Source organism: Methylobacterium sp. E-041 (assembly GCF_022829665.1).
Classification (GTDB): Bacteria; Pseudomonadota; Alphaproteobacteria; order Rhizobiales; family Beijerinckiaceae; genus Methylobacterium.
Genome location: NZ_JAKSYQ010000065.1, coordinates 95,027 through 119,942, shown reverse-complemented (window position 1 = coordinate 119,942; position 24,916 = coordinate 95,027). Strand labels below are relative to the sequence as shown.

Sequence of the window (24,916 nt, the reverse complement as noted above, 5' to 3'; positions counted from 1 at the left end):
AATGGTCTAAGGAACGGCGGACCGGGGGTGGCGATGCCCCCGAGCCCGCAGGCCCCACAGACCGAGACGAGGCGATGACCGGCTCCAGCATTCCGAACACCGTCCTGCTGACCCCGTCCCTGACGCGGCCCGCTTCGCAGTTGGTCACCATCTTCGGCGGCTCGGGCTTCCTCGGCCGGCACGTGGTTCGGGCGCTGGCCAAGCGCGGCTACCGCATCCGGGTCGCCATCCGCCGTCCCGATCTCGCCATGTTCCTGCAGCCGCTCGGGAAGGTCGGCCAGATCATCGCCGTGCAGGCGAACCTGCGATACCCCGATTCGGTCGTGCGGGCGGTCGAGGGTGCGGACGTGGTGATCAACCTCGTCGGCATCCTTCAGGAAACCGGCGCCCAAAGCTTCTCGCGCCTCCAGGCCGAAGGCCCCGGCTTGATCGCGCGGGCGGCGGCCAAGGTCGGCGCCGCGATGATCCACGTGTCCGCGATCGGCGCCGACCCGAACTCCGAATCGCGCTATGCCCGCACCAAGGCCGAGGGCGAGGCCGCGGTGTTCGCCGCACGTCCCGACGCCGTCGTGTTCCGGCCCTCCCTGGTCTTCGGGCCGGGCGACAGCTTCTTCAACCGCTTCGCCAGCCTCGCCCGGTTCCTGCCGGTGCTGCCGCTGGCCGGGGCCGAGTCGCGCTTCCAGCCCGTCTTCGTCGGCGACGTCGCCGAGGCGATCGCGCTGGCCGCCGACGGACGCGTGCCCGGCGGCAAGGTCTACGAGCTCGGCGGACCCGAGGTCGCGACGCTGGATCACCTCGTGCGCTACATGCTCGACACGACGATGCGCAAGCGCATGGTGGTGTCGCTGCCGCTGCCGATCGCCAAGATCCAGGCCCGTGCCATGGAGATCGCCGACACCCTGACCTTCGGGCTGCTGCCGGCCGACCTTAAGCTCACCCGCGATCAGGTCGTTCTGCTGCAGAGCGACAACGTCGTCTCGGAGGCCGCCAAGGCGGAGGGCCGCAGCTTCGAGGGGCTCGGCATCCAGCCGACCGCCGCCGAGGCGGTGGTGCCAGGCTATCTCTGGCGCTTCCGAGCCGCCGGGCAGTTCGCCAAGGGCCGCGGCACCGAGGAGCAGGCCGAGATACCCGACTCGATCGCGCCGACCCCGATGGGCGAGGGCTCGCAGCACCGTCCGATGCGGGCGTCCGGTCCGGCGATCGGGGCCGACGCCGGCGGCTCGCCCGGCATGGGCCGGCGCTGGGGCAGCCGGAGCTAGGCCGCTACCGGAGCCGTCCCTGCAGGGCGGGGGCCGGCAGGCGGTGCGCCAGCCGCTTGTGGACGTGGACCATCAGCGCGATGCCGAACAGCGGCGTCAGCAGGTTGAGCACCGGGACAACCATCATCCCGGCCAGCAGGCAGCCCGCCGCGATCGTCGTGCCCGAGAACGTCCGGCGCATCGCGCCGGCCTCCGCCAGCGGTCGGTAGCGGGCCGCGGCCATCTCGAAGTACTCGCGCGACAGCAGGTAGGCGTTGGCGGCGAAGAAGGCCGCCAGCCCGATCACCGGCACGAAGAAGATGATCAGCGCAGCAAGGTTCACCAGCAGGGTCAGGCCGGCGAAGCGCAGGGCGTAGAGCATCGCTGCGCCCCACGGCATCGGGCGGCCGGGCGGGTCGTCGGGGAAGTCGGTGCGCTCGACGATCTCGGCGGCGTCGTCGAGGAAGAACCCCGCCACCAGGATCGAGACCGCGGGCATCAGGTAGGCCAGCGCGACGAACAGCCCGAACCCGGCCAGGAAGTAGGCGAGGCTGTCGAGGATGGGGTAGGATTGCGAGATGTGGTGGCTCGCCTGGAACCACTGGATCAACCGCGTCAGCCCGAACCAGGCCAGCGCCAGGATGCCGAGCGTCAACCCGAGCGACTTCCACAGGATCGCACGGAGCGGCGGGGAGAAGGTCTGGCGCAGGGCCGCGAGCGCCGCCTGGATGAGCATGCCGTGATCCCGTCTCCCGCCGCCGATCGGCGCATCGCGGTTGTGGTGTCCCGATCCGTCCGCCGCAAGAGCACCGCTTGCGTCTCGTCTGCCTCGGGCCGGCGGGTTGGCCGAAACGCGCGACGGACCCGGAATGCAAACGACGAGAAGGATCGCGATCCGCGCAATGACCTCGATGCACGAGACGACACCCCCGCATGCCCGGTTCCGGCCGAGCGTCGCGCCCAGGCTCGCCCCGCTGCCCGCGGACCCGGACGTGATCGTGGTCGGCGCGGGCGCTGCCGGGATCGCCGCCGCGCGGACGCTGGTCGCCGCCGGCCTGTCCGTCGCGGTGCTCGAGGCGCGCGACCGCGTCGGCGGGCGCACGGTCGCGACGATGCTGCGCGGCCATGCGGTCGACCTCGGGGCGCACTGGCTTCACGCGGGCCCGATCAACCCCCTCGTCCAATTGGGCTTCGAGCGCGGCGAGCCCCTGCGCCGGGCAGCCCAGGAAGGCCACGTCTGGGTCGGGCGTCGCCCCGGGCGCCCGTCCGAGGTCGCGGCCTCCGCCCGGGCCTTCGACCGCGCCGACCGGGCGATGCATGCAGGCGCCGCCGCGGGCGGGCCGGACCGCGCGGCGGCGAGCGCCCTGCCCCGCGGCCTCGGCCCCTGGGGCGCCCGCGTCGCGCTGGTCCACGGTCTGGTGTCCGGACGGCCGCTGGAGGAGGTCTCGCTCCAGGATTTCCCGAGCATGGAATACGGCGACAACTACTTCGTCGCCGGCGGCTACGGCGGCTACCTCGGGCGGCTGGCCCAGGGGCTGCCGATCGCGCTCGACTGCCCCGTCGCCGGTATCGACTGGACGGGAGCCGGCGTTCGCGTCGCCACCGCGGACGGGCGGACGCTGAAGGCCCGCGCCGTGATCGTGACGGTGCCGATGATGGTGCTGCGCGACAGCGTCGCCTTCTCGCCGGCCCTGCCCGCGCCGATCCGTGCCGCGATCGACGGGTTCCGGGTCGGCATCTACGAGCACGCGGTGCTGCACTGGCCGTCGAGCCCGTTTCGCGGGCGGGACCGTCTCGCAAGCCTCGTCGGCGGACGCTTCAGCCCGCCGGGCCTGCTCACCCGCATCGACGGGACGCCGTTCCACTATTTCGAGCTCGACTCGGTCGGGGCCGCCGAGATCGATGCCGCCGGCGCCGGCGAGGACGGTCTGCGCCGCCGCGTGCGCGCGACGCTGGCCGATCATTTCGGCGCCCGCCGCCTCCACGACCTGTCGATCCCCGCCGTGAGCGAATGGCGCCGCGATCCCTGGTCGCGCGGCTCCTGGGCGTCGGTGCCGCCGGGCCACGCCGGCGCGCGCCGAACGCTGCACGCGGCGGTCGGCGAGCGGATCTGGTTCGCCGGCGAGGCGCTGTCGCGCGAGCAGTGGGGCACGACCGGGGGCGCCTATGCCGAGGGTGTGCGGGCGGCCGACGCCGTGGCGGAGCGTATCCGGATGGGCACAGCCGCGTGACGGGATGAGGCGGCGACGCCGGATCGTCTTGCGGTCGAGCCTGAAACGCGATGCATCAGGGGACGGATGATCGCGATGCGGGAAGAGGCCGTCTGATGAATTGGGTCGAGGGCATCGGCTATCTCGGGACGGCGCTGACCATTTTGGCCTCGGCGATGAGCACGATGATCCCGCTGCGGATCATCTCGCTCGTGGCGAGCGCCGCGGTCATCACCTACGGCCTGCTGATCGGCAGCATGCCGGTGGTGCTGACGGAGGCGATCCAGATCCCGTTCAACGCCTGGCGGCTCTGGCAGATGGTCCGACTGGTGCGCGACGTGGAGAAGGCCGCCGACGGCGACCTCTCCCTCGACTGGCTGAAGCCCTACGGCACCGAGCGGGCCTTCGCGGCGGGGGCATCGCTGTTCGCCAAGGGCGAGGCGGCGACGACGATGTACTACGTCGAGGCCGGCTGCTTCCGCATCCCGGAATACGGGATCGAGGTGCGGACCGGCGGCATCGTCGGCGAGCTCGGCCTGCTCTCGCCGGGCAACCGGCGCACGGCCTCGCTGGTCTGCACCGAGGCCGGCCGGGCGCTGGAAGTGCCCTATTCCGCGGTCAAGCAGCTCTACTACCAGAACCCGGAATTCGGCTTCAGCTTCCTGAAGCTCACCAGCGAAAGGCTGTTCCAGAGCGCCGATGCGCGGGTCGCGGTGAGCGGCGACGTGGCCTGATCCGCGTCCGACCTGAGCGATCTTCGAGGATTCCGCGAAGCCGCCTCTAGGTGCGTCGTCCGAGAAGGCCGTGCAGGACCGCCCGCACGGCCGATTCCGCGGGCGGCGGGGCGGCCCAATCGGGGACCGGCCCCTCGTGAAGGTGCCAGTCGCGGGACTGGAACCGGTCGCCGGCTCCTCCGATCAGGCCGAGCCCGACGCACGGACGATGCTGCCCGGTGCCGATGCGGCCGGCGGCCCAGACGCGCTGCCACCGATCGCGGACCGTCAGGTCGGCATTGCACCAGCCGAGGCGCTCGCGGCCCATCACGGCGAAGATGCGCTCGGGCGACGCTCCCGCCGGGATCCGGACCCAGGCGGAGAAGACGTAGGGTGTTGCCGGATCGAAGCGAGCGGGGTCGAGCAGCTTGGTGAAGGCGCTCAGGCCCGGTTCCCGATGGAGGCCCTTGTGCCGCGTCGTCCCACGCGGAAGCCGCATCGCATCGGCGGAGGGCGCGGGCGCGAGCCAGGCCAGCGGTACGCCGGCATGCTCGGCATAGGCGGCATCGCACAGGGCGACCCAGGATTCGAGGTCGACGTCCTAGGCCTGCTCCCCGGGCGCGAACCGCCGGACGCCGCCTTCCAGCACTCTCGGCCCGGTGCGCCTGAAAGGCGGCACCACCCCGTCGTCATCCGCCTCGTGCACACGAAGCAGCGTCGACGGGCCATGGCGCCACACGGCTTCGGCCAGTGGTGCGAAGGCGGAATCGGGCTCGCCCGGCTCGACCTTCCTCACGAGGATCTTCGCGCCGGTCGCCAGGTCGGCGAGCATCTTGGCCTTCAGGTGCGCCACCCGGCCGTATTCGCGCTCGAGCAGCGCGTCGTGATCGGTACCTTCGACCTGTCGTTGAGTGTTCGACCAGATGTTGTAGGTCTGGCTCCGGCAATAATACACGTCGGTCTCGGTCGCCTCCAGGATCAGGTCTCCGGGGGCGCCGTACCTAGAAAAATCGGTCGTCAGTGCATCGATGAGGTCGTCGAGGGGCGTGTACGCGAAGCGCAACAGGCCCGACGGCTCGGCGCCGCCGTAGCGCTGCACGAAGCCGAACTCGCAATTGCCGCCGAGGCTGCGGAACGCGTGCATCCGACCGGCCAAAGGCGGAACCGGGGTCCCGGTCGCTTCCGTCGAGGCGCTCACCATCCCCATGCCGTGTCCCGATCCCGGCTCAGAGCATGCTGGGCAGGATCCGATCCGGCGGGCGGTGGCCGTCCATGAAGGTCTTGATGTTGATGATGACCTTCTCGCCCATGTCGATCCGGCTCTCGAACGTGGCCGAGCCCATATGCGGCAGCAGCACGACCTTGCCGGACTTGGCGAGCTTGATCAGGCGCGGGCTCACCGCGGGCTCCTGCTCGAACACGTCGAGGCCGGCCGCCGAGATCTCGCCGGCCTCGATCAGGCGGGCGAGCGCGTTCTCGTCGATCACCTCGCCGCGGGCCGTGTTCACGACGATCGCCTCGGGCTTGAGCAGCTTAAGGCGGCGGGCCGAAAGCAGATGGTAGGTGGCGGGCGTGTGCGGGCAATTCACCGACACGATGTCGACGCGCGCCAGCATCTGGTCGAGCGATTCCCAGTAGGTCGCCTCCAGCCCGGCCTCGATCGCGGCCGGGACCCGGCGGCGGTTGTGGTAGTGGATCTGCAGGCCGAACGCCTTGGCGCGGCGGGCGAGCGCCTGCCCGATCCGGCCCATGCCGACGATGCCGAGGCGCTTGCCGGTGATGCGGCGCCCGAGCATCCAGGTCGGCGACCAGCCCGTGGTCCAGTCGTCGTCCGGAATGATGCGCGCGCCCTCAGGCACCCGCCGCGCGACGGCGAGGATCAGCGCCATGGTCATGTCGGCGGTATCCTCGGTCAGGACGCCGGGCGTGTTGGTGACGGTGATGCCGCGCTCCAGCGCCCCGCCCACGTCGATGTGGTCGACGCCGTTGCCGAAATTGGCGATCAATCGCAGGTTCGGCCCGGCCTGGGCGAGGAGGCCGGCGTCGATCTTGTCGGTAACGGTCGGGACCAGCACGTCCGCCTCGCGCATCGCGTCGGCGATCCGATCGGACGAGAGCGGGGCGTCGTCGTGGTTCAGCCGCGCATCGAACAGCTCGCGCATCCGCGTCTCGACCGCGTCCGGCAGGCGTCGCGTCACGACGACGAGCGGCTTGCGCTTCAACGACATCTTCTCTCCCATCACCGGTTCGGGCAGGCCCGACACGAACGCCTCGCGCGGCGTCGACGCATCGTGGACCGGTCCCGTTCCCGGTTTCAAGCTCCGTTAACCGAGCTCCGCCAGACAGGAGCGGACGGCTTCCGGCCTCTCTACCAGAGGCAGGCCGGAACACAATCCGAAGTGCCGCGGCGGCACCAGCCCGCGGCGCGGGCGTTCTGTCGCCGACGCGCGAAGATCAGGAGATGGACGATGCGGCTGGCTCGGCTCTTCTTCGTGGGCGCCGCCCTCCTGGCGTCGCCCACCCTCACCCTGCCGGCTTCGATCGGGACGGCATCGGCCGCAGCGAGCGGCGGTCCCGAATCCGGAATCGGGCCCGTCACCAAGTTGCCGCTGCCGCGCTATGCCAGCCTGAAGACCGATCGCGTCAACCTGCGTGAGGGGCCCTCGAAGGATCACCGCACCCTGTGGGTGTTCCAGCGCGCCGGCATGCCGGTCGAGATCGTCGCCGAGTTCGAGACCTGGCGCCGCATCCGTGATTCGGAGGGGACCGAGGGTTGGGTCCTGCACTCGCTGCTCTCCGGCCGCCGGACCGCGATCGTCACCGCGTCCAAGGGCGCCGACAAGGCCGCGATCCCGCTGCGCGCGCGTGCCGACGACGGTGCCGAGGACGAGGCCCGCCTGGAGGCGGGCGTGATCGGCAGCGTGAAGACCTGCACCGGATCGTGGTGCCGCCTCGTCGTCGCCCTGCCCTCGAAGCACGACGTGGACGGCTACATTCACCAGGACCGCCTCTGGGGCGTCTACCCGAACGAGAAGGTCGACTAGAAAAAAGGGCCCGGTTCGCACCGGGCCCTTTTCTTGAGTCTGGAAGGTTCGGCGGCTGCTCAGCTCTGGCGGCGCGTGCCGGGCCGGCGGCGCAGGCGGACGATCACCTCGACGCCGGCGATCTCCATGCCTTCCGGCGCGTCGGGCAGCGATTCGACGGTGATGCCGCAATCGGGCATGTCCAGCACCTGCCCCTCGTCCTCGAGGAAGAAGTGGTGGTGCTCCGACGGGTTGGTGTCGAAGTAGGCCTTCGACCCGTCGAGGGCGAGCTGACGCAGCAGGCCCGCCTCGGTGAACTGGTGAAGGGTGTTGTAGACCGTCGCCAGCGACACCGGCACCTTGGCGCGCATCGCCTCGTCGTAGAGCATTTCCGCCGTCAGGTGGCGGTCGCCGCGCCCGAACAGCAGCCAGCCGAGCGACAGGCGCTGGCGCGTCGGGCGCAGGCCGGCGCGCCGCAGGCGGTCGCGCAGGTCCGAGAGCGGACAGCCACGGCGGGCGGCACCCGATGCATCCCCCGAGAGGGCCGGGATCCGGGCGTTGAGCGCGGCCTGTAGGGACAGCAGTTCGGACATCGGAGGGACTGAACGCTCGCGAGGGATGAAGAATTTCGCTTCCGTGTATATGGGAACGGTCGCCGGCTCGCAACACGCCGCGGTCGGCCCTCCCCCGCTCCGCGTGACGGCCGCATCGTTCGCACAAGCTTGGAACCGGCTCCGCGCCTATGCTAACGAGGCCGCCGAGTGCGCGGTTCGCCCCGTGTACGGCACGCGTGCCGGCGCCGAAGCCGGCCCGGGCCCGCCGACCGAAGCTCGCGACACGAGGACCGACCCGCCTTCATGACGTCCGACACCGAACAGACCGCCCCCCGCGCCTCGCAGTATTCCTACGAGGACCTGCTCGCCTGCGGGCGCGGCGAACTCTTTGGCGCGGGCAACGCCCAGCTGCCGCTGCCGCCGATGCTGATGTTCGACCGCATCACCGAGATCGGTGCCGAGGGCGGCGCCCACGGCAAGGGCCTGGTGCGCGCCGAGTTCGACATCCGGCCCGACCTCTGGTTCTTCTCCTGCCACTTCAAGGGCGACCCGGTGATGCCGGGCTGCCTCGGGCTCGACGCCCTCTGGCAGCTTGTCGGCTTCCATCTCGGCTGGCTCGGTTCGCCCGGCCGCGGCCGGGCGCTCGGCGTCGGCGAGGTCAAGTTCACGGACCAGGTCCTGCCGACGGTCAAGCAGGTGGTCTACGGCGTCGACCTGCGTCGGGTCCGGACCGGCAAGCTCGTCCTCGGCATCGCTGACGGATGGCTGGAAGCCGACGGCAAGCGGATCTACGAGGCCAAGGACCTGCGCGTCGCGTTGTTCCAGAGCTGAGCGGCGGACCTGATTCCGACGCGTCTCGCGCAACGAGGCGCGTCCTCGCCGGTTGGAAACAGGCCGGCGGCATCCTAGCTGACGAGGAAGCGTGACGCTCGCCCCATCCGGGGGGCGTCGCCGTGGAGACGAGTTCTTTCATGCGCCGTGTCGTCGTCACCGGGATGGGCATCGTCTCATCCATCGGAAACAACACCCAGGAAGTGCTCGCCTCGCTCCGCGAAGGGCGGTCCGGGATCACGCGCGATGGGTCCCACGCCGAGCACGGCTTCCGCAGCCAGGTCTCCGGCCGGCCCGACCTCGACCCTGAGGGCATCGTCGACCGCCGCGCCATGCGCTTCCACGGCGGCGGCAGCGCGTGGAACCACGTCGCGATGGATCAGGCGATCCGCGATTCGGGTCTCGAAGCCGGCGACGTCTCGAACGAGCGTACCGGCATCATCATGGGCTCGGGCGGCCCCTCGACCCGCGTGATCGTCGAATCGGCGGCGATCGCCCGTGAGAAGGGCCCCAAGCGGGTCGGCCCGTTTGCGGTGCCGAAGGCGATGTCCTCGACAGCGTCGGCGACGCTGGCGACTTGGTTCAAGATCAAGGGCGTCAACTACTCGATCGCCTCCGCCTGCGCGACGTCGAACCATTGCATCGGCAACGCCGCCGAGATCATCCAGGGCGGCCGCCAGGACATCATCTTCGCCGGCGGCTGCGAGGATCTCGACTGGACGCTCTCCGTCCTGTTCGACGCGATGGGCGCGATGTCCTCGAAGTTCAACGCGACGCCCGAGCGGGCCTCGCGCGCCTACGACGCGAACCGCGACGGCTTCGTCATCGCGGGCGGCGCCGGCGTGCTCGTGCTCGAGGAATACGAGCACGCCAAGGCGCGCGGCGCGCGGATCTACGGCGAGATCGCCGGCTACGGCGCGACCTCGGACGGGTACGACATGGTGGCGCCGTCCGGCGAGGGCGCGGTGCGCTGCATGCGCCAGGCGATGGAAGGCCTGAAGGGCGCACCGATCGACTACATCAACCCGCACGCCACCTCGACGCCGGTGGGCGACGAGAAGGAGATTGAGGCGATCCGCGAGGTCTTCGGCCGCGGCGAGGCCTGCCCGCCGATCGCGGCGACGAAGTCCCTCACCGGCCACTCGCTCGGCGCCACCGGCGTCCAGGAAGCGATCTACGCCCTGCTGATGATGAACGACGGCTTCATCAGCGCGAGCGCGCACATCGACGAGCTCGATCCCGCCTTCGCCGATATGCCGATCCTGCGCGAGCGCCGGGACGGGGCCAAGCTCGGGCACGTGCTGTCGAACTCGTTCGGTTTCGGCGGCACCAACGCGACCCTGGTGCTGAAGAACGTCGACGCCTGACGCGTCGAGCAAGACCTGCGATCCTCCCCCGGCGGCGACCGAGGCGGCATTCGGGAACGATCCGCGGCGAAAGGGATCGTTAACCACCGGAACCCATGCTCGGGGTTCCGGTTTCGTCGGAAAGCCATGCCTGGGAGCGGCGCGCGCATGACCTTCGTCCTGATCGGATTCGTGCTGGCTGCGGTGATCGTCGGCTCGGCCGGCATCTACGCCAAGCAGGCGCTGATCGACGACGCCAAGGCCCGGACGCGCGGCTATTTCTAGCGCGAACGCCCTCTTCGGCCGTCATCGAGCCCCGCCGGATGGCGGGGCTTTCGTTTTTTCCTCGTTGCCGATTGGACAGCGCCGTCCCCCGCGCCTAAGCGTCGGTCCCTGTCTACTGCGCCCGGAGAGGCGCATCGCTCGGGAGTGACGGATCGGATGACGGGTTTGATGGCGGGCAAGCGCGGCCTGATCATGGGCGTGGCCAACGACCACTCGATCGGCTGGGGCATCGCCAGAACCCTGCATCAGCACGGTGCGAAGCTTGCCTTCACCTATCAGGGCGATGCCCTCGGCAAGCGCGTCACGCCGCTCGCCGCCCGGCTCGATTCCGATATCGTCCTGCCCTGCGACGTGGAAGACCTTGCCTCCGTGGACGCGACCTTCGCGGCCCTGGACGAGCGCTTCGACGGCACCCTCGATTTCGTCGTCCACGCCATCGGCTTTTCCGACAAGGCGCAGCTCAAGGGTCGCTACGTCGACGTGACCACCCGCGAGAACTTCTCGCGGACCATGACGATCTCGTGCTTCTCGTTCACCGAGATCGCGCAGCGGGCGGCCAAGCGCATGCGCGAGGGCGGCTCGCTCCTGACGCTGACCTACGGCGGCTCCACCCGCGTGATGCCGAATTACAACGTGATGGGCGTGGCCAAGGCCGCGCTCGAGGCGTCCGTGCGTTATCTCGCCACCGATCTCGGCCCGGACGGCATCCGGGTGAACGCCCTGTCGGCCGGGCCGATGCGGACGCTGGCCGGCGCCGGAATCGCGGACGCGCGGCTGATGTTCAACCACCAGAGGGCACATGCGCCGCTGCGGCGCACCGTGACGCTCGACGATGTCGGCGGCTCGGCGCTCTACCTGCTGTCCGACCTCTCCGGCGGCGTCACCGGCGAGATCCACTTCGTCGATTCCGGCTACAACATCATCTCGATGCCGCGGCCCGACGTGCTGCAGGCGCAGGACGAGGCCGGCGTCGTCGGCGACGCCTGAGACGCCTTCGTCAGCGTGTCACGGCGATCAGGCCGATCACCAGGCTCGCCAGCAGCAGGATCAGGTGGATTCCGACGCCGTCGGCGAGCCACGCGCTCATTCCGGGATACGGCCCGGGGGCAGCAACCCAGGCTCGCGCACGGGGCGGCGGACCGCGCGGCGCTCGCGCCGCTCGATGACCGCCCGCGGCGGCGGGGCGGACGGGTAGTTCGACGCGAACGGATTCGACGGGACGCCCGATCCGGTGAGCCCCAGCGTGCTTCCGGCGTAGCCCGTGCCCTGCGCCAGGGCCGGAAGCGAACCGGCCGCGAGGATCGCGGCGGCGAGCGTTGTGCGGTAGGGCATCGATATCCTTCGTCCTGTGGCTCTCGTCAGATAGGGCTGCGGCGGCGCGGGCGGGAACGGAAAACGTCATGGAACCGCATCGGATCGAGCGCGACGGCACGACCTACGACGTCACCTTCGAGCGTGCGCCCGAAGGCTGGGTCGCCCGCATCCGCCGGACGAGCGACGGCGCGGTGCACGTCGTCGCCTTCGCCGACGGCGTGGGCTACGCGGCGGACGATCCACGCGGCTCGCTGATCGCCGGTTGCGAGGCGGCGATCGAACGGCTGCCGTGGGGCGTCCCGACCAGGCACTGATCGCCCGGCCGGCGGAACCTGCGCGTCGCCCCCGTGTTCGCGCTGGACAGATCCTGTTCTCAAGACCGGAGTTTTCGATGTCCGAAGTCACCTATCACGTCGTCGAGCATGATGGCGGATACGCCTACAAGGTCGGCGACGTCTTCTCGGAGACCTTTCCGAGCCGCGACGAGGCCCTCCAGGCGGCACAGGCCGCCGCGGCCGAGCAGCAGGTGCCGGGCTCGACCGAGGGCATCCGCTATCAGGACGGTGCCGGCGCGTGGCACGACGAGACCGCGCGCGGCGACGACCGCCCGACCGCGAAGGTCGCGGACTGATCGAGACCCGTCCCGCGTCGAACGATGGCACGCAAGGCGGCCTCGGTGCCGCGGAAGCCGAAGACCGAACCGGAACCGGACGTCGTGCCGGTTCTGGCGAAGCTGCCGAAGGGTGCACGCCGCACGACGCCGTCTCGTGAGACGCTCGCCGCCCTCGCCCCCGATCGGCTCATCGGCCTGATCCTCGCCGAGACTGCCCGCAACGCCGCGTTCAAGAAGCTCGTGAGCGCGGCGCTCGCCTCCCTGCAGGGGCCGGAAGCGGTCGCGGCGATCGTCGACCGGCGGCTGACCGCCCTGGAGGGCGCCCGCGGCTTCATCGACTGGCAGAAGCGCCGGGCGTTCACCACGGATCTCGGCGCGATGGTCACGGTGATCCTCACCGAGCTCGCGCCGCTCGATCGCATGGCGGCTCTCGAACGCCTGGTGCGCTTCCTCGGCGGCGCCGACGCGGTGCTTAACCGCGTGGACGACGGTTCGGGCGCGATCCAGGCGATCTACGAGCGCGCTTCGGATGCCGTGGTCGAGATTGCCGCAGAGCTTGAGCCGGACGAGGCCGGGCGGTTCGCGCTGACGCTGATCCCGCGCTTCGTCGCCGACCCCTACGGGCCGTTCGGCGTGCTGATCCGCGATCTGGTCCCGCGCCTCCCCGCTGCCGCCCTCGCCTCGCTCGATGCGAAGCTCGCCGAGGCGGCGGACACGAAGCATCGGGCCGCGGATGCACCGAACGGGCCCGCGGCCTCGCGAGCCGATCTCCGCCACGGGAACATCCTGCGCGTCCGTCAGGACATCGCCGACCGGCGCGGCGACGTCGCGGCCTACATCGCGCTCGAGCAAGCGATCATGCCCGGCCGTCCCGACGGGACCGAGATCGCAGGGCGCCTGCTCGCGGCCGGGCGGGCCGCCGAGGCGCTGGATTGGATCCGTCGCCCGAAATCATCGCGGAGCGGCGTGATCACCCGCGCGATGCTCGCGACCGGAGATGCGGCGCTCGACGGCCCGGACCGCGAGCGGATCGGGCTGGAGATCCGCATCCTCGATGCGCTCGACCGACGCGAGGAGGCTCAGGCTCTGCGCTGGCAGGGGTTCGAAGCGACGCTCGACGCCGACATGCTCCGCGCGCACATCGCCAAACTTCCGGATTTCGAGGACGAGGAGGTGCTGGAGCGCGCCCTCGACCACGTCGCCCGGCACGACGATGCCCATCGCGCGCTGGCCTTCCTGGTGGCGTGGCCGAGCCTCGACCGCGCGGCGCGCCTCGTCTTCGATCGCCGCGCGGAGTGGCGGAGCGAGGCCTATCGCCTGCTCGGTCTGGCGGCGGAGGCGCTGGAGCCCGATCATCCGGCCGCGGCGACGCTGCTGCTGCGCCGGATGATCGACGACATCCTCCGGGACGGACGCAGCAGCGCCTACCCCTATGCCGCCCGCCACCTCGCCGCCCTCGACGGAATGGCGCCGCGCCTGGCGCCGGGATCGATCGATCCGCCGCCCGAGGCTTACCGCACCGGCCTGCGGACGGCGCATGGACGCAAGCACGGGTTCTGGTCGCTCGTGCCGGTGTGAGGCCGAATCACACCGTCTCGATCGCGTCGACGCGGTCCGGGTAGAAGGCAAGATGCCCTGCGATCTCGGCGACCGCCGGAAACGGCGCCTCGTAGCTCCAGACCGCGTCGGGGCGCGATGCGTCGCCGACCGCGAGGCTGAAGTAGCTCGCATCGCCCTTGTACGGGCAGTGGCTGGTTCGCGCCGACTTCGTGAAACGCGAGAGGTCGGCATCGCTGCGCGGAATGTAGAGAACCGGAGGGTACGACGCTTCCTTGAGGGAAAGCACCCGCTCGCTCTCGGCGACGGCGACGCCGTCGAGCATCACCCGGACGCGGCCCGGATGCGGCGTGATGGTGATCGGATGGTCGGGGCCGGGTTGCTTCATCGCGGAATCCTCTCGGTCGGGTTCAACTCGATGGTGCCGAGGGCGTCGGCGAGCCGTGCCTTCGCGCTGCCGGGCTTCAGCGGGACCTGCTGACTCGCATGCGGCGCCCAGCCGGTGAGCCACAGGATCTCGAAGCTGGCGCGAAGCCGCCCGTCCGCGTCGGCGAAGCGCGACGCGTAGATGTCCGCCATCCGCATCAGCGTCGCCCGCCGCAGGGGCGTGCGGCGGCGCTCGACCAGCGCGTTGGTCAGGCCCATGGCGCGCAGGTCCCGCATCAGGGAAAACGGGTCTGCGTAGCGCACCGTCACGGTCTCGGTGTCGGCGACCGGCAGGGCGAAGCCGGCGCGCTGCAGCAGGGCGCCGGCCTCGCGCACCTCGGCGAACGGCGCGACCCGCGGGCTGACGCCGCCCTCGACCTCGCTCTCGGCCTGGGCGAAGCTCGCCCGCAGCTCGTTCAAGGTGGCGCCGCCGAGCAGGCAGCCGAGGAACAGCCCGTCGGGGCGAAGCGAACGGCGGAGCTGCACCAGCGTCCCGGGAAGATCGTTGACGCCCTGGAGCGCCAGCAGCGACACGGCGAGGTCGAAACCCTCGGGCGCGGCCGGCAGCGCCTCGGGGTCGGCGACCGCCTGCCGGACGCCGGGCACGGCCTGGTCCAGGATCGGCGCGAGGCGCAGGACCGTCGCGTCGGGGTAACGCGCCGACAGGACGCGCGCGGCCGCCGCAGTCGGCGTCGCGAGATCGAGGCTTCGGGTGAAGTCACGCAGCACCGCGCCGAGGCGATCGTCGAGATCCTCCGCGACACGGGCGATCAGGAAATCGGCAAAGTCCGCACGCTGCGCCCGCGCCAGGCGTCGGCGGGCGAGGACGGTGTCGAACAGGGGCGAAGGCGCTGTCATCTGCCCCATCACATGGCGCTCGGATCGCTGTCTTGCCAGCGGCGCGACCGACGGGTGGCGAGGGCCGGACGACGATCACACTTCTGAGAGGGTGGAACGGGAACGGGGCGTCGCCGTTCCTGGTCAGTTCCATCGGCCGCTCGGCCGCGTACCGGAGTCCCATCCCATGATCCGCTTCCTGTCCGGGGCCGCGCTGGCCCTCTCGATCATCGCTTTCGGCTCGGCCGCCGATGCCAAGGGTTGCATCAAGGGCGCCATCGTCGGCGGGATCGCCGGGCACTATGCCGGCCATCATGGGCTCGCCGGTGCTGCGGCCGGCTGCGCCATCGGCCGCCATCGCGCGAATGCCGAGGCCCGCCGCAACGATCAGACCGCGCCGACGACGCGCTGAGGCGCGCTCCCGATCGCGTCGGCGCGGCGGACGGATCGGGCCGTGCAGGCGCCTGAGACGTCGAGCATCGAGATCGGCCGTGCGTCGCAGGGCGCGCGGCCTTTCGCCGTTCTGAGTCGCGCTGTCCGCGCCCTGGTTGGTCTCGTCTACCCGCCGTCCTGCGCCGGCTGCGGCGCGGCGACCGCCGATCCCGGCGCGCTCTGCCCGTCCTGCTGGGCCGGCCTGCGCTTCATCGAGGAGCCGTGCTGCGCGCGGTACGGCACCCCGTTCGCCGTCGATCTCGGAATCGGTCCCCTGCTGTCGCCGCGGGCGATCAGCGAGCCGCCGGTCTTCGCGCGGGTCCGCGCCGTGGCGCTCTACGACGACACCGCCCGCAGCCTCGTCCATCGCCTGAAGTACCAGGACCGCCTCGACCTCGCCAAGGCGATGGCCGCGATGATGGCGGCGTCCGGCGCGGCGCTGATCGCGGAGGCCGACTGCGTCGTGCCGGTGCCGCTGCATCGCTGGCGCCTGTGGCGGCGGCGGTTCAACCAGGCGGCGCTGCTGGCGCGGCCGGTCGCCCGGGCCGGCAGCCTGCCGTTCCTGCCGCGGGCCCTGGCGCGGGTGAAGGCGACGCGCTCGCAGGTCGGGCTGACTCGCGCCGGGCGTGCCGAGAACCTTCAGGGCGCCTTCCGGGTGCCGGCGGCGCATCGGGCCGGCATCCAGGGACGGCGCGTCCTCCTCGTCGACGACGTCACCACCACCTGCGCGACCGCCAACGCCGCCGCCCGCGCCCTGCTGCGCGGCGGGGCCGCTTCGGTCGACCTGCTCACCTTCGCCCTGGTGGCCGACCCGATCGGTTGAGCGGGGGCGCGATCATTCTCACGCGGGCGGCGGGTTTCGCGACTGAAGCGCCGCGATCGTCAGGTCGAACGCCTCGGCGATGCTCTCGTGCCAGAGCGAGAACGGGGTGGGCCGTTCGAGGTGCACGGCGGCCTCGGCCTCCGTCCCGCTGGCCTGCAGGTCGGCGCCGTGCCGGATCGCGAGGCGGCGCATCGGTCCGTTCATGGCCAAGCACCGCACGTGCAAATCGCCGACGCCACGATTGCGCGCCGCTTCCGTGATCCGCGCGAACAGCGCGCCACCGATGCCGCGACGCCGGTAGGCGCGCTCCACCGCGAAGGCCGCCTCGGCCTGCCTGCCGAGATCGAGCGGCGTCGCACCCGGGCCGGACGGTCGCAGCTCCGCGACCCCGCGCAGGGTACCGGACACAAAGGCACCGAAGATCAAACCGTCGGCCGTGACGGCGCGCTCGGCATAGGCACGGATCCCGGCCTCGCCGACGCTTCCCATGAACCGGTTCGCGCGGGTTTCGGGGTCCAGGCGCAGGAAGTAGGCGAGGATCTGCGCGCGGTCGCTCGCGCGCAGGCGTCGGATCGTGTGTCCCGCCGGTTTCGGCTCGGGCAATGCCATGTGCAGGTCTCCGGTATCGGCGCGCTGGGTGCGCGCATCCGGGCGTGCCCTCCCTCAAGGCAGGCAGGGTCTCGCACCGCCAAGCCGATTGTGCAATGCAACAATTCGTCGTCGCATCGCGTCGCCAGGGCTGACATGCATGCAGGGGATGGAACCACTTCTGTTGCATCGCGGTGCGACGCGGGGTTGATCGACCCGCCCGCGCGCGGCAGACGGTTGGGACGGGTCCCGCGTTGCAGCACCGCGCGGATGCCGAGCAGGATCCCGTGGTCGTGAGCCGGAAGCCGTGAGCCCAACCTCGCCGAGCCATGCGCCCTCCGCCGATGCGCGCAGCGGTGCGCTTTCTCCCGGCCCCGTCCACGATCGCTACGAGGCGCTGATCGCCTCCGGCGCGATCGAGCGCGACCCGGCCCAGGCGCGGCTGGTGCGCGCCCTCGACCGCCTGGTCCTCGACCTCGAGCGGAGGCGTCGCGCCAAGAAGGGCAGCGCGCTCGGCTGGCTGTTCTCGCGGAAGGACAGCGTCGGGCCGCCGAAGGGCCTCTACATCTGGGGCTCGGTCGGGCGCGGCAAGACCATGCTCATGGACCTGTTCCACGAGGCCGCCCCCGGGCCGAAGCGCCGCGTCCACTTCCACGGCTTCCTCGCCGACGCGCACGAGCGCATCCACGCCTACCGCCAGGCGCTGAAGCGCGGCGAGGTGAAGGGCGACGACCCGATCGGCCCCGTCGCCGACGCGCTCGCCGACGAGGCGACGCTGCTGTGCTTCGACGAGTTCACGGTCACCGACATCGCCGACGCGATGATCCTCGGCCGCCTGTTCGGCGCGCTGTTCAGGCGCGGCGTGACGGTGGTCGCGACCTCGAACGTCGAGCCGGACCGCCTCTACGAGGGCGGCCTCAACCGCGCGCTGTTCCTGCCCTTCGTCGAGGAGCTGAAGGACCGGGTCGAGGTGCTGCGCCTGGATTCGCGCACGGATTTCCGCCTGGAGAAGCTCGGCGGCGCACCGGTCTACCATGTGCCCGCGGACGCGGAGGCCCGAGCCGCGATCGATGCCGCGTTCAAGGGGCTGACCGGGAAGGCCAAGGGCCGGTCGGCGACGATCACCGTGCACGGCCGCGCCGTGCCGGTGCCGCAGGAGGCGGCCGGCGTCGCCCGGTTCTCCTTCGCCGACCTCTGCGCCCAGCCGCTCGGCGCCTCCGACTACATGGCGATCGCCCGGGCCTTCCACACGGTGATCGTCGAGGACATCCCGGTGATGGGCGAGCAGAACCGCAACGAGTGCAAGCGCTTCATCACCCTGATCGACACCCTGTACGACCGCCACGTGAAGCTCGTCGCCTCGGCCGCGGCGGAAGCGCAGGACCTCTACACGGTCCGCGAGGGCCGCGAGGCCTTCGAGTTCGACCGCACCGTGTCCCGCCTGATCGAGATGCGATCGACCGAATACCTCGCCCTGCCGCATGGACGGGCGGATTCGGAAGCCTCCGGCGCCACGACCGGCCTCGTCGAGACCTGATGCGGCTTCGCGGCCGCCCGAGCTTCGACGGGTAAGGCTTCGACAACCGCCCCGTCCCGTCTATGTCTGCGCAGGTCGCCTCGGCACGTCGCCGGGCCGATCCGAGGCGCCCGAGATGATCACCGATACGAAACACCCGCTCGCCGCGGGTGGTGCTGCGATGCGGGGCGGGTTCGGGATGGTCGTCGCGTGGTGAGCCCCCGATCGATCTCGTTCCTGCGTCGGTCGAACTGGCGCAGCGCACGGCCCTTCGCCGGGCTGCTCGGCTCGCCGGTCGCCTTCGGCCTCCTGATCGTCGCCCTGGTGGCGGGTGGCTGGAACTACGTCGGCGGCGAGGCGAGCCGCGCGGCGGTCGCGGCCGGAAACACCCGGATCTCGGGGCTCGAGCGGCTGCTCTCGGCGGTGAAGGACCTCGAGACCGGCGAGCGCGGCTACGTCCTCGTCGGCGGCGACGTCTACCTCGAGCCCTACCAGAAGGCGCTCGGCGCGATCGACACCGGTCTCGCCGGGCTCGGCAGCCTCGCCCAGGTGCCGCTGCGCCAGGGCGGGACGTCCCTTGCCGCTCTCATCGCGGACAAGCGCGACTTCGCGGCCCGGGTCGTCGCCGCGCGGCGGGACGCGAGCTTCGATGCGGCGACCGAGATCGTCCGCACCGGCGTCGGCAAGCAGCAGATGGACGCGATCCGCGCCGAGACCGCAGGATTGCAGGCCTCGATCGCCCGGCGAATGGAGGCCGATCGCAGCCGCGACGCCGCGCGTTCCTTGCTGCTGTCGATCCTCACGGCAGTCTGCGCGGTCGTGGCGATCGTGCTCCTCGCCCGCCTCGCCCTCGTCCGCCGCCGGGAGGCGATGCGGATGTCGGGCCTGCTCGACGGGGTGCTCGCCAATGCCCCCGTCGGCCTCGGCTTCCTCGACCGCGATCTCAAGATCCGCCACATGAACCGGGCGCTGGCGGTGATGAGCGAGCGCGGCTTCGGCGCCGACCTCGGCGCCCCGATCTGGGCGATGCTGCCGACCCTCGCCGACGCCCTTGGTCCGAAGCTCGCCGCGGCCCTCCACGAAGGGCTGGTGACGCCCGACGTACCGGTCGCCGTCCCGACGCCCTCGGCACCCGGCGGCGTGCGCCGCTTCTCGATGAGCTTCTATCCCCTCCGCGGCACCTCCTCTGAGGTCGAGCCGGCGATCGAGGGCGTCGGCATCGTCGTTCTCGACGAGACCCTGCGCTGGATGGTCGAGGAGCGCATGCGCCGCAGCGAGGAGCGCTTCCGCTCGCTGATCGAGGCGAGCGCGTCGATCGTCTGGACCGCGACGGCCGAGGGTACCCTGCACCCGCGGCAGGCCTCCTGGACGCGCTTCACCGGCCAGGACGACGCGGCCTATGGCGGCGAGGGCTTCCTAGACGCGATCCACGTGGACGACCGGGCGCATACGGCCGAGGCCTGGACCGTGGCGGTCTCGACACTGCAGCCCTACGAGACCGAGCACCGCCTGCGCCGGGCCGACGGCGAGTACCGCCACATGGCGGTGCGCGCCGTGCCGATCCTCGCCGAGGACGGGCGCCTGCGGGAATGGGTCGGCACGCATACCGACATCACCGAGCGCAAGGCGGCCGAGGCCGCCGTCGAGGCGGCTCGTCAGGCGGCGGAGGACGCCAACCGCGCCAAGAGCCAGTTCCTGGCCAACATGAGCCACGAGCTGCGCACGCCGCTTTCCGCGGTGATCGGCTATTCCGAGATGCTGCAGGAGGAGCTGGAAGACCTCGGCGAGCCCTCGCTGATCGCCGACATGAAGAAGATCGAGTCGAACGCCCGCCACCTTCTCGGGCTGATCAACGACGTCCTCGACCTGTCGAAGATCGAGGCCGAGCGCGTGGAGATCTACGCCGAGGACTTCTCCGTCGCCGAGGTCGTGGCCGAGGTCGCCGCCACGGTCGAGGGTCTGATCGCCAAGAAGGAGAACGCTCTCGACCTGACGATCGCCGAGGACGTCGGCACGGCGCATACCGATGTGACCAAGCTGCGCCAGTGCCTGATCAACCTTCTGAGCAACGCGGCGAAGTTCACCGAGAACGGCCGCATCGGCCTTACCGTGACGCGCGATGCGGAGGCCAGGCTCTGCTTCGCGGTCAGCGATACCGGGATCGGGATGACCGACGAGCAGGTCGGGCGGCTGTTCGAGCGCTTCACCCAGGCCGACGCCTCCACGACCCGACGCTTCGGCGGCACCGGGCTCGGCCTCTCGATCACCCGCGCCTTCGCCGAGCTGCTGGGCGGCACCGTCGAGGTCGCGAGCCGGGAGGGCGCAGGCAGCACCTTCACGCTGATCCTGCCGGCGCAGTTCTCCGGCCCCGACGCCGGAGCGGCAAACGGGGAGGATACGGCGGTGGGAAACCGCATCCTCGTCATCGACGACGATGCGGCGACGCGCGACCTGCTCGCGCGCTTCCTCGAGAAGGAGGGCTTCGTGGTCTCCACGGCGGAGGACGGGCGCCAGGGCCTGGAACGGGCCAGGGCCCTGCGTCCCCGCGCGATCCTCCTCGACGTGACCATGCCGCGGATGGACGGCTGGTCGGTGCTGCGCGCGCTCCGGGCCGACCCCGAGCTCGGCGCGACGCCGATCATCATGGTGACGGTGCTCGACGAGCAGAACCTCGCCTTCTCGCTCGGCGCCACCGACTACCTGCACAAGCCGATCGAGTGGGGGCACCTCAAGGCCGTCACCGACCGGTTCCGTCCCGGCAATGCCGAGGGACCGATCCTCGTCGTCGAGGACGATCCCGACGCCCGCGAGCGCGTGACGACCTTCCTGGAACGCGAGGGCTTTCCGGTGCGCTCGGCCGAGCACGGCAAAATCGCGCTGGAGGAGGTGGCGCGGGAGAAGCCCGCCCTCGTTCTCCTCGACCTGATGATGCCGGAGATGGACGGCTTCGGCTTCCTGCGCGCCCTGCGGACGCGGGCGGAGTGGCGCGACATCCCCGTGGTAGTGCTCACCGCCAAGGACATCACGGCCGAGGACCGACGCCGGCTCGCCGGGCAGGCGGACCGGGTGATCAGCAAGGGCTCGGTCAGCCTGTCGGATCTGGCTCAGGAGGTGCGGGGTCTGGTGGGGATTCCGGCGCGAGATTGAGAAGGGCGCAGCTGCCCGAAACGATCGCGCGAGCGATCACGGTGGCCATGCCCTCCCCGTCATCCCGGGGCGCCGAAGGCGAACCCGCGCTCCGGAACCGCAGGTCGTGCTCCAGCTTGCGCCTTCGACGGTTCTGGATCCCGGGCCCCGCTGCGCCGACCCGGGACGACGACGGTGGTTCTCGGCGGGTCCCGGAAGACCCTACTTCTCGACGAAGGCCTTCTCGATCACGTAGTGACCGGCCTCGCCGTGGTTGCCCTCCTCGTAGCCGCCGTTGGTCAGCAGCTCGCGGGTGTCGCGGATCATGTCGGGGCTGCCGCAGAGCATGAAGCGGTCGTTCTCGACCGACATGTTCGGCAGGCCGATATCCTCGAACAGCTTGCCCGAGGTCATCAGGTCGGTGATGCGGCCGCGGTTGCGGAACGGCTCGCGGGTCACGGTCGGGTAGTAGATCAGCTGCGCGCTGATCATCTCGCCGAGGAACTCGTGCTTCGGCAGACTTTCGGTGATGGTCTCGCCGTAGGCGAGCTCCTGCACCTGCCGGCAGCCGTGGACGAGCACGACCTTCTCGAAGCGCTCGTAGGTCTCCGGGTCCTTGATGATCGACATGAAGGGCGCGAGCCCGGTGCCGGTGCCGAGGAGGTAGAGGTTCTTGCCCGGAAGCAGGTTGTCGAGCACCAGCGTGCCGGTGGGCTTCTTGCCGACGATGATCGGGTCGCCGACCTTGAGGTGCTGCAGCTTCGAGGTGAGCGGGCCGGCCTCGACCTTGATCGAGAAGAATTCCAGCTCCTCCTCGTAGTTGGCCGAGACGACGCTGTAGGCGCGCAGCAGCGGCCGGCCTTCAACCTCGATGCCGATCATCGTGAACTCGCCGTTCCGGAAGCGGAAGGCCGGATCGCGGGTCGTGCGGAAGGAGAAGAGCGTGTCGGTCCAGTGGTGGACCGACAGAACGCGCTCCTCGTAGAACTTGCTCATCGACTGAGGTGTCCCGAATCCCGATGGGTTTGGCGGTCTTTTCGCAGGTGCGGAACGCAGGTCAAGACGCGCCGACGACACACAGCCATGCAACCGCAACTGATTGGAATCGCTCTTAATACCCGCGGCGATCCGACCTAGAGCGGCTTCAGCCCGGCCTGAATCTCGGCGCGCCGCGGCTCGAGGAACGGCGGCAGGGCGAGGCCCTGACCGAGCCGGTCGAGCGGCTCGTCGGCGGTGAAGCCGGGGCCGTCGGTGGCGATCTCGAACAGGATGCCGTTCGGCTCGCGGAAATACAGGCTGCGGAAGTAGTAGCGGTCGACCGGACCGCTCGACGGCATCCGCCGCACCTTGAGCCGGTCGGCCCAGGCTGCGTAATCCGCATCGGGGATGCGGAAGGCGACGTGGTGCACCGCGCCGGCGCCCTGGCGGGCGGGGGCGGAGGCGTCGCCGACGAGCTGCACCTCGGCGGCCGACCCGCCCTCCCCCATGGCGAAGACGTGGACCGTTCCCTCAGGCGCCTCGAAGCTGCGGTCATGCCGCATCCCGAGGACGTCCACGAGCACCGAGCCGGTCCGCTCCGGCTGAGCGACGGCGAGGCGGATCGGGCCGAGCCCGCGGATCTGGTGCTCGGGCATCACCGGGCTGCCGACCCAGGGGTGCGCATCGCCCGCGCCGCCGTCGTCGACGAGGCTCAGGCGCTGGCCTTCCGGATCCTCGAAATCCAGGGTCAGGCGTCCGTCGCGCTCGACCGGCTCGGAGTGGGCCACGCCCTCCCGCGCGAGGCGCTCGCGCCAAGCGTCGATCGCCGCCGGGCCGGCGACGCGCAGGTGCGTGCGGGTGATGCTGTTCGTCCCGCGCCGCTCGGGCGGCGCCGGCCAGTCGAAGAAGGTCACGTCGGTGCCGGGCGAGGCCAGCCCGTCGGCGTAGAACAGGTGGTAGGCCGAGACGTCGTCCTGGTTCACCGTCTTCTTGACGAGCCGCAGGCCGAGCACGCGGGTGTAGAACGCGTGGTTCTCCGCGGCCCGCGCGGTGATGGCGGTGAGATGGTGGATCCCGGTGAGCTGCATCGGCGAGAGCATCTTCCGTCGAAGCGGTCGCCGGTCCGGCGAAAGAACGTGCGGCACCGCGAAGAGATGGAACAGTCCCCACGACGGGGGTCATCGAGCCTGTGTCAGAGGCCGACCGGCCGCCCCGCGGCGACGACCAGCATCCGGCCGTCGGCGAAGGTCCGCGCGCCGGCGCGGCGGATGTCGTCCTGCGTGACCGAGGATACCAGGGCGTTGCGGCGCTCGATGTAGTCCATCCCGAGGCCTTCGAACGCGATCTGCACCAGCTGGTGGGCGATCTTGGTCGAGGTGTCGAAGCCGAGTGCGTAGGAGCCGGTCAGGTAGTCCTTGGCCTTCTGCAACTCCTCGTCGTCCGGGCCGTCGGCGATCAGGCGGTTGATCTCGTCGCCGATGACCGACAGCGCCTCGCCGACGCGCTCGTTCTTGGTCGCGGTGTAGCCCCAGGTCATCGCCGCCGAGCGGTGGCTGACCAGCGAGGTCCCGACCGAGTAGGCGAGGCCGCGCTTCTCGCGGACCTCTTGGAACAGCCGTGAGGTGAAGGCGCCGCCGCCGAGGATGTGGTTGAGCACGTAGGCGGGAATGAAGTCGGGGTCGCGCCAGGCGACGCCAGCCATGCCGAAGCGGATCACCGATTGCGGCACGTCGAGATCGACGACGACGCGCTTGCCGAGGTCGCCCACCGTGGTCCGCTCGATCGCGCGCAGGCCGCCGGCCTCGGGCAGCGCACCGAAGGCGCGGTCGAGGCTCGCGGCGAGCTGCTCGGCGCCGATCGCGCCGACGGCTGCGACCTTCACCGCGCCGCGACCGAGCAGCCGGGCATGCATCGCCACGAGGTCGTCGCGGGTGATCGCCGAGACCGCCTCGATCGTGCCCGAGGACGGGCGTCCGTAGGCGTGCCCGGCGAACGCTTCGGCGAAGAAGCGGCGCGAGGCCATCACGCCCGGATCGTTCTGCTGGTAGCGCAGGCCGGCGATCACCTGGCCGCGGACCCGCTCGATCGCGTCGGCGTCGAAGCGCGGCTTTGCGAGCGCCAGGGCCAGCAGCTCGATTGCTTCGTCGGCGTGCTTGACCAGCATCTTCAGCGAGCCGCCGATCGCGTCGGGGCCGGCATGGAACGACAGCTCGATGGCGCGCGCCGCGAGCCGCTCCTGGAAGGCGTCGGAGCCGAGATCGCCCGCGCCCTCGTCGAGGAGGCGTGCCAGCATCTGGGCGCAGCCCGACTTGCCCTCGGGGTCCTGCGCCGCGCCGCCCTCGAAGGTGAAGGCCAGGGCGATCATCGGCACCACCGGCGATTCGACGTGCCACGCCTCGATGCCGGCGGCGGTCTGGATCGGCAGCGCCTTGGCCGGACTCGCCTTGGAGCGGACCGGGGTCTCGGCCAGGTCGGTGTCGGCGAAGTTCATGGACGACCTCGTTGT

General features: G+C 70.9%; 26 protein-coding genes. 14 read left to right on the top strand and 12 right to left on the bottom strand.

All coding sequences use genetic code 11. The features are described from left to right. Positions 1-74: 74 nt before the first annotated feature. Entirely contained in the window at positions 75-1,259 is a 1,185-nt protein-coding gene (locus tag MKK70_RS05585) for a complex I NDUFA9 subunit family protein (RefSeq protein WP_243946253.1), read from the top strand. Positions 1,260-1,263: 4 nt separating this feature from the next. On the opposite strand, the gene MKK70_RS05580 is transcribed toward MKK70_RS05585, so the two are convergent. Then, positions 1,264-1,974: a sulfate transporter family protein gene (locus MKK70_RS05580; RefSeq protein ID WP_243946251.1), complete on the bottom strand. Its 711-nt coding sequence runs from the start codon at positions 1,972-1,974 to the stop codon at positions 1,264-1,266. 166 nt (positions 1,975-2,140) lie between these two features. Here MKK70_RS05580 and MKK70_RS05575 point away from each other — a divergent pair, with 166 nt between their 5' ends. Together MKK70_RS05575 and MKK70_RS05570 are read left to right on the top strand one after the other, a co-directional pair. After that, entirely contained in the window at positions 2,141-3,469 is a 1,329-nt protein-coding gene (locus MKK70_RS05575) for a flavin monoamine oxidase family protein (RefSeq protein ID WP_243946249.1), read from the top strand. 95 nt (positions 3,470-3,564) lie between these two features. Continuing rightward, complete coding sequence (locus tag MKK70_RS05570) at positions 3,565-4,182, top strand: Crp/Fnr family transcriptional regulator (protein ID WP_243946247.1); 618 nt, start codon at positions 3,565-3,567, stop codon at positions 4,180-4,182. Positions 4,183-4,228: 46 nt separating this feature from the next. Here the strand turns inward: MKK70_RS05570 and MKK70_RS05565 are convergent, their stop codons facing one another. The 3 genes from MKK70_RS05565 to MKK70_RS05555 all read right to left on the bottom strand — a co-directional run bounded on the left by MKK70_RS05565 (position 4,229) and on the right by MKK70_RS05555 (position 6,389). Further along, a complete protein-coding gene (locus MKK70_RS05565; RefSeq protein WP_243946245.1) occupies positions 4,229-4,660 on the bottom strand; it encodes a hypothetical protein in 432 nt (143 codons plus the stop codon). Between the two features lie 102 nt (positions 4,661-4,762). Beyond that, positions 4,763-5,362 (bottom strand): hypothetical protein, encoded by a 600-nt coding sequence (locus MKK70_RS05560; RefSeq protein ID WP_243946243.1) that lies wholly within the window; start codon positions 5,360-5,362, stop codon positions 4,763-4,765. Positions 5,363-5,387: 25 nt separating this feature from the next. Then, entirely contained in the window at positions 5,388-6,389 is a 1,002-nt protein-coding gene (locus MKK70_RS05555) for a 2-hydroxyacid dehydrogenase (RefSeq protein ID WP_243946307.1), read from the bottom strand. Between the two features lie 240 nt (positions 6,390-6,629). Here MKK70_RS05555 and MKK70_RS05550 point away from each other — a divergent pair, with 240 nt between their 5' ends. Beyond that, entirely contained in the window at positions 6,630-7,205 is a 576-nt protein-coding gene (locus MKK70_RS05550) for an SH3 domain-containing protein (protein ID WP_147727712.1), read from the top strand. A 59-nt stretch (positions 7,206-7,264) separates the two neighbouring features. Here the strand turns inward: MKK70_RS05550 and irr are convergent, their stop codons facing one another. Next, positions 7,265-7,777: a Fur family transcriptional regulator Irr gene (gene irr / locus MKK70_RS05545; RefSeq protein ID WP_147727713.1), complete on the bottom strand. Its 513-nt coding sequence runs from the start codon at positions 7,775-7,777 to the stop codon at positions 7,265-7,267. 264 nt (positions 7,778-8,041) lie between these two features. On the opposite strand from irr, the gene fabA reads away from it, so the two are divergent. The 3 genes from fabA to fabI all read left to right on the top strand — a co-directional run bounded on the left by fabA (position 8,042) and on the right by fabI (position 11,187). Continuing rightward, entirely contained in the window at positions 8,042-8,569 is a 528-nt protein-coding gene (gene fabA / locus MKK70_RS05540) for a 3-hydroxyacyl-[acyl-carrier-protein] dehydratase FabA (protein WP_147727714.1), read from the top strand. A gap of 140 nt (positions 8,570-8,709) precedes the next feature. Continuing rightward, the gene (gene fabB, locus MKK70_RS05535; protein ID WP_243946241.1) at positions 8,710-9,936 is read left to right on the top strand and encodes a beta-ketoacyl-ACP synthase I; all 1,227 of its coding nucleotides are present in this window, start codon (positions 8,710-8,712) and stop codon (positions 9,934-9,936) included. Between the two features lie 420 nt (positions 9,937-10,356). After that, positions 10,357-11,187: an enoyl-ACP reductase FabI gene (gene fabI / locus MKK70_RS05530; RefSeq protein ID WP_147727716.1), complete on the top strand. Its 831-nt coding sequence runs from the start codon at positions 10,357-10,359 to the stop codon at positions 11,185-11,187. A gap of 96 nt (positions 11,188-11,283) precedes the next feature. Here fabI and MKK70_RS05525 read toward each other — a convergent pair whose 3' ends face one another. Next, complete coding sequence (locus MKK70_RS05525; protein ID WP_147841083.1) at positions 11,284-11,532, bottom strand: hypothetical protein; 249 nt, start codon at positions 11,530-11,532, stop codon at positions 11,284-11,286. A gap of 68 nt (positions 11,533-11,600) precedes the next feature. On the opposite strand from MKK70_RS05525, the gene MKK70_RS05520 reads away from it, so the two are divergent. The 3 genes from MKK70_RS05520 (at position 11,601) to MKK70_RS05510 (ending at position 13,705) form a co-directional block, all read left to right on the top strand. Then, complete coding sequence (locus MKK70_RS05520; RefSeq protein WP_243936341.1) at positions 11,601-11,828, top strand: hypothetical protein; 228 nt, start codon at positions 11,601-11,603, stop codon at positions 11,826-11,828. A gap of 77 nt (positions 11,829-11,905) precedes the next feature. Continuing rightward, positions 11,906-12,145 (top strand): DUF2188 domain-containing protein, encoded by a 240-nt coding sequence (locus tag MKK70_RS05515; protein ID WP_147726267.1) that lies wholly within the window; start codon positions 11,906-11,908, stop codon positions 12,143-12,145. 24 nt (positions 12,146-12,169) lie between these two features. Next, positions 12,170-13,705 (top strand): DUF6880 family protein, encoded by a 1,536-nt coding sequence (locus MKK70_RS05510; protein ID WP_243946239.1) that lies wholly within the window; start codon positions 12,170-12,172, stop codon positions 13,703-13,705. 7 nt (positions 13,706-13,712) lie between these two features. On the opposite strand, the gene MKK70_RS05505 is transcribed toward MKK70_RS05510, so the two are convergent. Beyond that, a complete protein-coding gene (locus tag MKK70_RS05505) occupies positions 13,713-14,072 on the bottom strand; it encodes a DUF427 domain-containing protein (protein WP_147726268.1) in 360 nt (119 codons plus the stop codon). Beyond that, a complete protein-coding gene (locus MKK70_RS05500; protein WP_243946238.1) occupies positions 14,069-14,968 on the bottom strand; it encodes a methyltransferase domain-containing protein in 900 nt (299 codons plus the stop codon). Before MKK70_RS05500 ends, MKK70_RS05505 begins: the two co-directional genes overlap by 4 nt. 166 nt (positions 14,969-15,134) lie before the next feature. Between MKK70_RS05500 and MKK70_RS05495 the strand changes: the two genes are divergently transcribed. Then, entirely contained in the window at positions 15,135-15,359 is a 225-nt protein-coding gene (locus MKK70_RS05495; protein WP_243946237.1) for a hypothetical protein, read from the top strand. Positions 15,360-15,470: 111 nt separating this feature from the next. Beyond that, a complete protein-coding gene (locus MKK70_RS05490) occupies positions 15,471-16,202 on the top strand; it encodes a ComF family protein (protein WP_279603537.1) in 732 nt (243 codons plus the stop codon). Between the two features lie 18 nt (positions 16,203-16,220). On the opposite strand, the gene MKK70_RS05485 is transcribed toward MKK70_RS05490, so the two are convergent. Next, positions 16,221-16,811: a GNAT family N-acetyltransferase gene (locus MKK70_RS05485; protein WP_147841088.1), complete on the bottom strand. Its 591-nt coding sequence runs from the start codon at positions 16,809-16,811 to the stop codon at positions 16,221-16,223. A 286-nt stretch (positions 16,812-17,097) separates the two neighbouring features. Here MKK70_RS05485 and zapE point away from each other — a divergent pair, with 286 nt between their 5' ends. Together zapE and MKK70_RS05475 are read left to right on the top strand one after the other, a co-directional pair. Beyond that, entirely contained in the window at positions 17,098-18,327 is a 1,230-nt protein-coding gene (gene zapE, locus MKK70_RS05480; protein WP_243946236.1) for a cell division protein ZapE, read from the top strand. 189 nt (positions 18,328-18,516) lie between these two features. Next, positions 18,517-21,453 carry a response regulator gene (locus MKK70_RS05475; protein WP_243946235.1) on the top strand — a complete coding sequence of 979 codons (2,937 nt, stop codon included), beginning with the start codon at positions 18,517-18,519 and terminating at the stop codon, positions 21,451-21,453. Between the two features lie 201 nt (positions 21,454-21,654). Here MKK70_RS05475 and MKK70_RS05470 read toward each other — a convergent pair whose 3' ends face one another. The 3 genes from MKK70_RS05470 to MKK70_RS05460 form a co-directional block, all read right to left on the bottom strand. After that, the gene (locus MKK70_RS05470) at positions 21,655-22,428 is read right to left on the bottom strand and encodes a ferredoxin--NADP reductase (protein WP_147726273.1); all 774 of its coding nucleotides are present in this window, start codon (positions 22,426-22,428) and stop codon (positions 21,655-21,657) included. Positions 22,429-22,565: 137 nt separating this feature from the next. After that, the gene (locus tag MKK70_RS05465) at positions 22,566-23,498 is read right to left on the bottom strand and encodes a ring-cleaving dioxygenase (RefSeq protein ID WP_243946303.1); all 933 of its coding nucleotides are present in this window, start codon (positions 23,496-23,498) and stop codon (positions 22,566-22,568) included. Positions 23,499-23,602: 104 nt separating this feature from the next. Further along, positions 23,603-24,901: a M16 family metallopeptidase gene (locus MKK70_RS05460; RefSeq protein WP_147726274.1), complete on the bottom strand. Its 1,299-nt coding sequence runs from the start codon at positions 24,899-24,901 to the stop codon at positions 23,603-23,605. Positions 24,902-24,916 lie beyond the last annotated feature (15 nt).

Coding starts and splice junctions, on each gene's coding strand:
- MKK70_RS05585 (WP_243946253.1), top strand. CDS start 75: ATGACCGGCTCCAGCATTCCGAACACCGTCCTGCTGACCCCGTCCCTG.
- MKK70_RS05580 (WP_243946251.1), bottom strand. CDS start 1,974: ATGCTCATCCAGGCGGCGCTCGCGGCCCTGCGCCAGACCTTCTCCCCG.
- MKK70_RS05575 (WP_243946249.1), top strand. CDS start 2,141: ATGACCTCGATGCACGAGACGACACCCCCGCATGCCCGGTTCCGGCCG.
- MKK70_RS05570 (WP_243946247.1), top strand. CDS start 3,565: ATGAATTGGGTCGAGGGCATCGGCTATCTCGGGACGGCGCTGACCATT.
- MKK70_RS05565 (WP_243946245.1), bottom strand. CDS start 4,660: ATGCGGCTTCCGCGTGGGACGACGCGGCACAAGGGCCTCCATCGGGAA.
- MKK70_RS05560 (WP_243946243.1), bottom strand. CDS start 5,362: ATGGTGAGCGCCTCGACGGAAGCGACCGGGACCCCGGTTCCGCCTTTG.
- MKK70_RS05555 (WP_243946307.1), bottom strand. CDS start 6,389: ATGTCGTTGAAGCGCAAGCCGCTCGTCGTCGTGACGCGACGCCTGCCG.
- MKK70_RS05550 (WP_147727712.1), top strand. CDS start 6,630: ATGCGGCTGGCTCGGCTCTTCTTCGTGGGCGCCGCCCTCCTGGCGTCG.
- irr (WP_147727713.1), bottom strand. CDS start 7,777: ATGTCCGAACTGCTGTCCCTACAGGCCGCGCTCAACGCCCGGATCCCG.
- fabA (WP_147727714.1), top strand. CDS start 8,042: ATGACGTCCGACACCGAACAGACCGCCCCCCGCGCCTCGCAGTATTCC.
- fabB (WP_243946241.1), top strand. CDS start 8,710: ATGCGCCGTGTCGTCGTCACCGGGATGGGCATCGTCTCATCCATCGGA.
- fabI (WP_147727716.1), top strand. CDS start 10,357: ATGACGGGTTTGATGGCGGGCAAGCGCGGCCTGATCATGGGCGTGGCC.
- MKK70_RS05525 (WP_147841083.1), bottom strand. CDS start 11,532: ATGCCCTACCGCACAACGCTCGCCGCCGCGATCCTCGCGGCCGGTTCG.
- MKK70_RS05520 (WP_243936341.1), top strand. CDS start 11,601: ATGGAACCGCATCGGATCGAGCGCGACGGCACGACCTACGACGTCACC.
- MKK70_RS05515 (WP_147726267.1), top strand. CDS start 11,906: ATGTCCGAAGTCACCTATCACGTCGTCGAGCATGATGGCGGATACGCC.
- MKK70_RS05510 (WP_243946239.1), top strand. CDS start 12,170: ATGGCACGCAAGGCGGCCTCGGTGCCGCGGAAGCCGAAGACCGAACCG.
- MKK70_RS05505 (WP_147726268.1), bottom strand. CDS start 14,072: ATGAAGCAACCCGGCCCCGACCATCCGATCACCATCACGCCGCATCCG.
- MKK70_RS05500 (WP_243946238.1), bottom strand. CDS start 14,968: ATGACAGCGCCTTCGCCCCTGTTCGACACCGTCCTCGCCCGCCGACGC.
- MKK70_RS05495 (WP_243946237.1), top strand. CDS start 15,135: ATGATCCGCTTCCTGTCCGGGGCCGCGCTGGCCCTCTCGATCATCGCT.
- MKK70_RS05485 (WP_147841088.1), bottom strand. CDS start 16,811: ATGGCATTGCCCGAGCCGAAACCGGCGGGACACACGATCCGACGCCTG.
- MKK70_RS05470 (WP_147726273.1), bottom strand. CDS start 22,428: ATGAGCAAGTTCTACGAGGAGCGCGTTCTGTCGGTCCACCACTGGACC.
- MKK70_RS05465 (WP_243946303.1), bottom strand. CDS start 23,498: ATGCAGCTCACCGGGATCCACCATCTCACCGCCATCACCGCGCGGGCC.
- MKK70_RS05460 (WP_147726274.1), bottom strand. CDS start 24,901: ATGAACTTCGCCGACACCGACCTGGCCGAGACCCCGGTCCGCTCCAAG.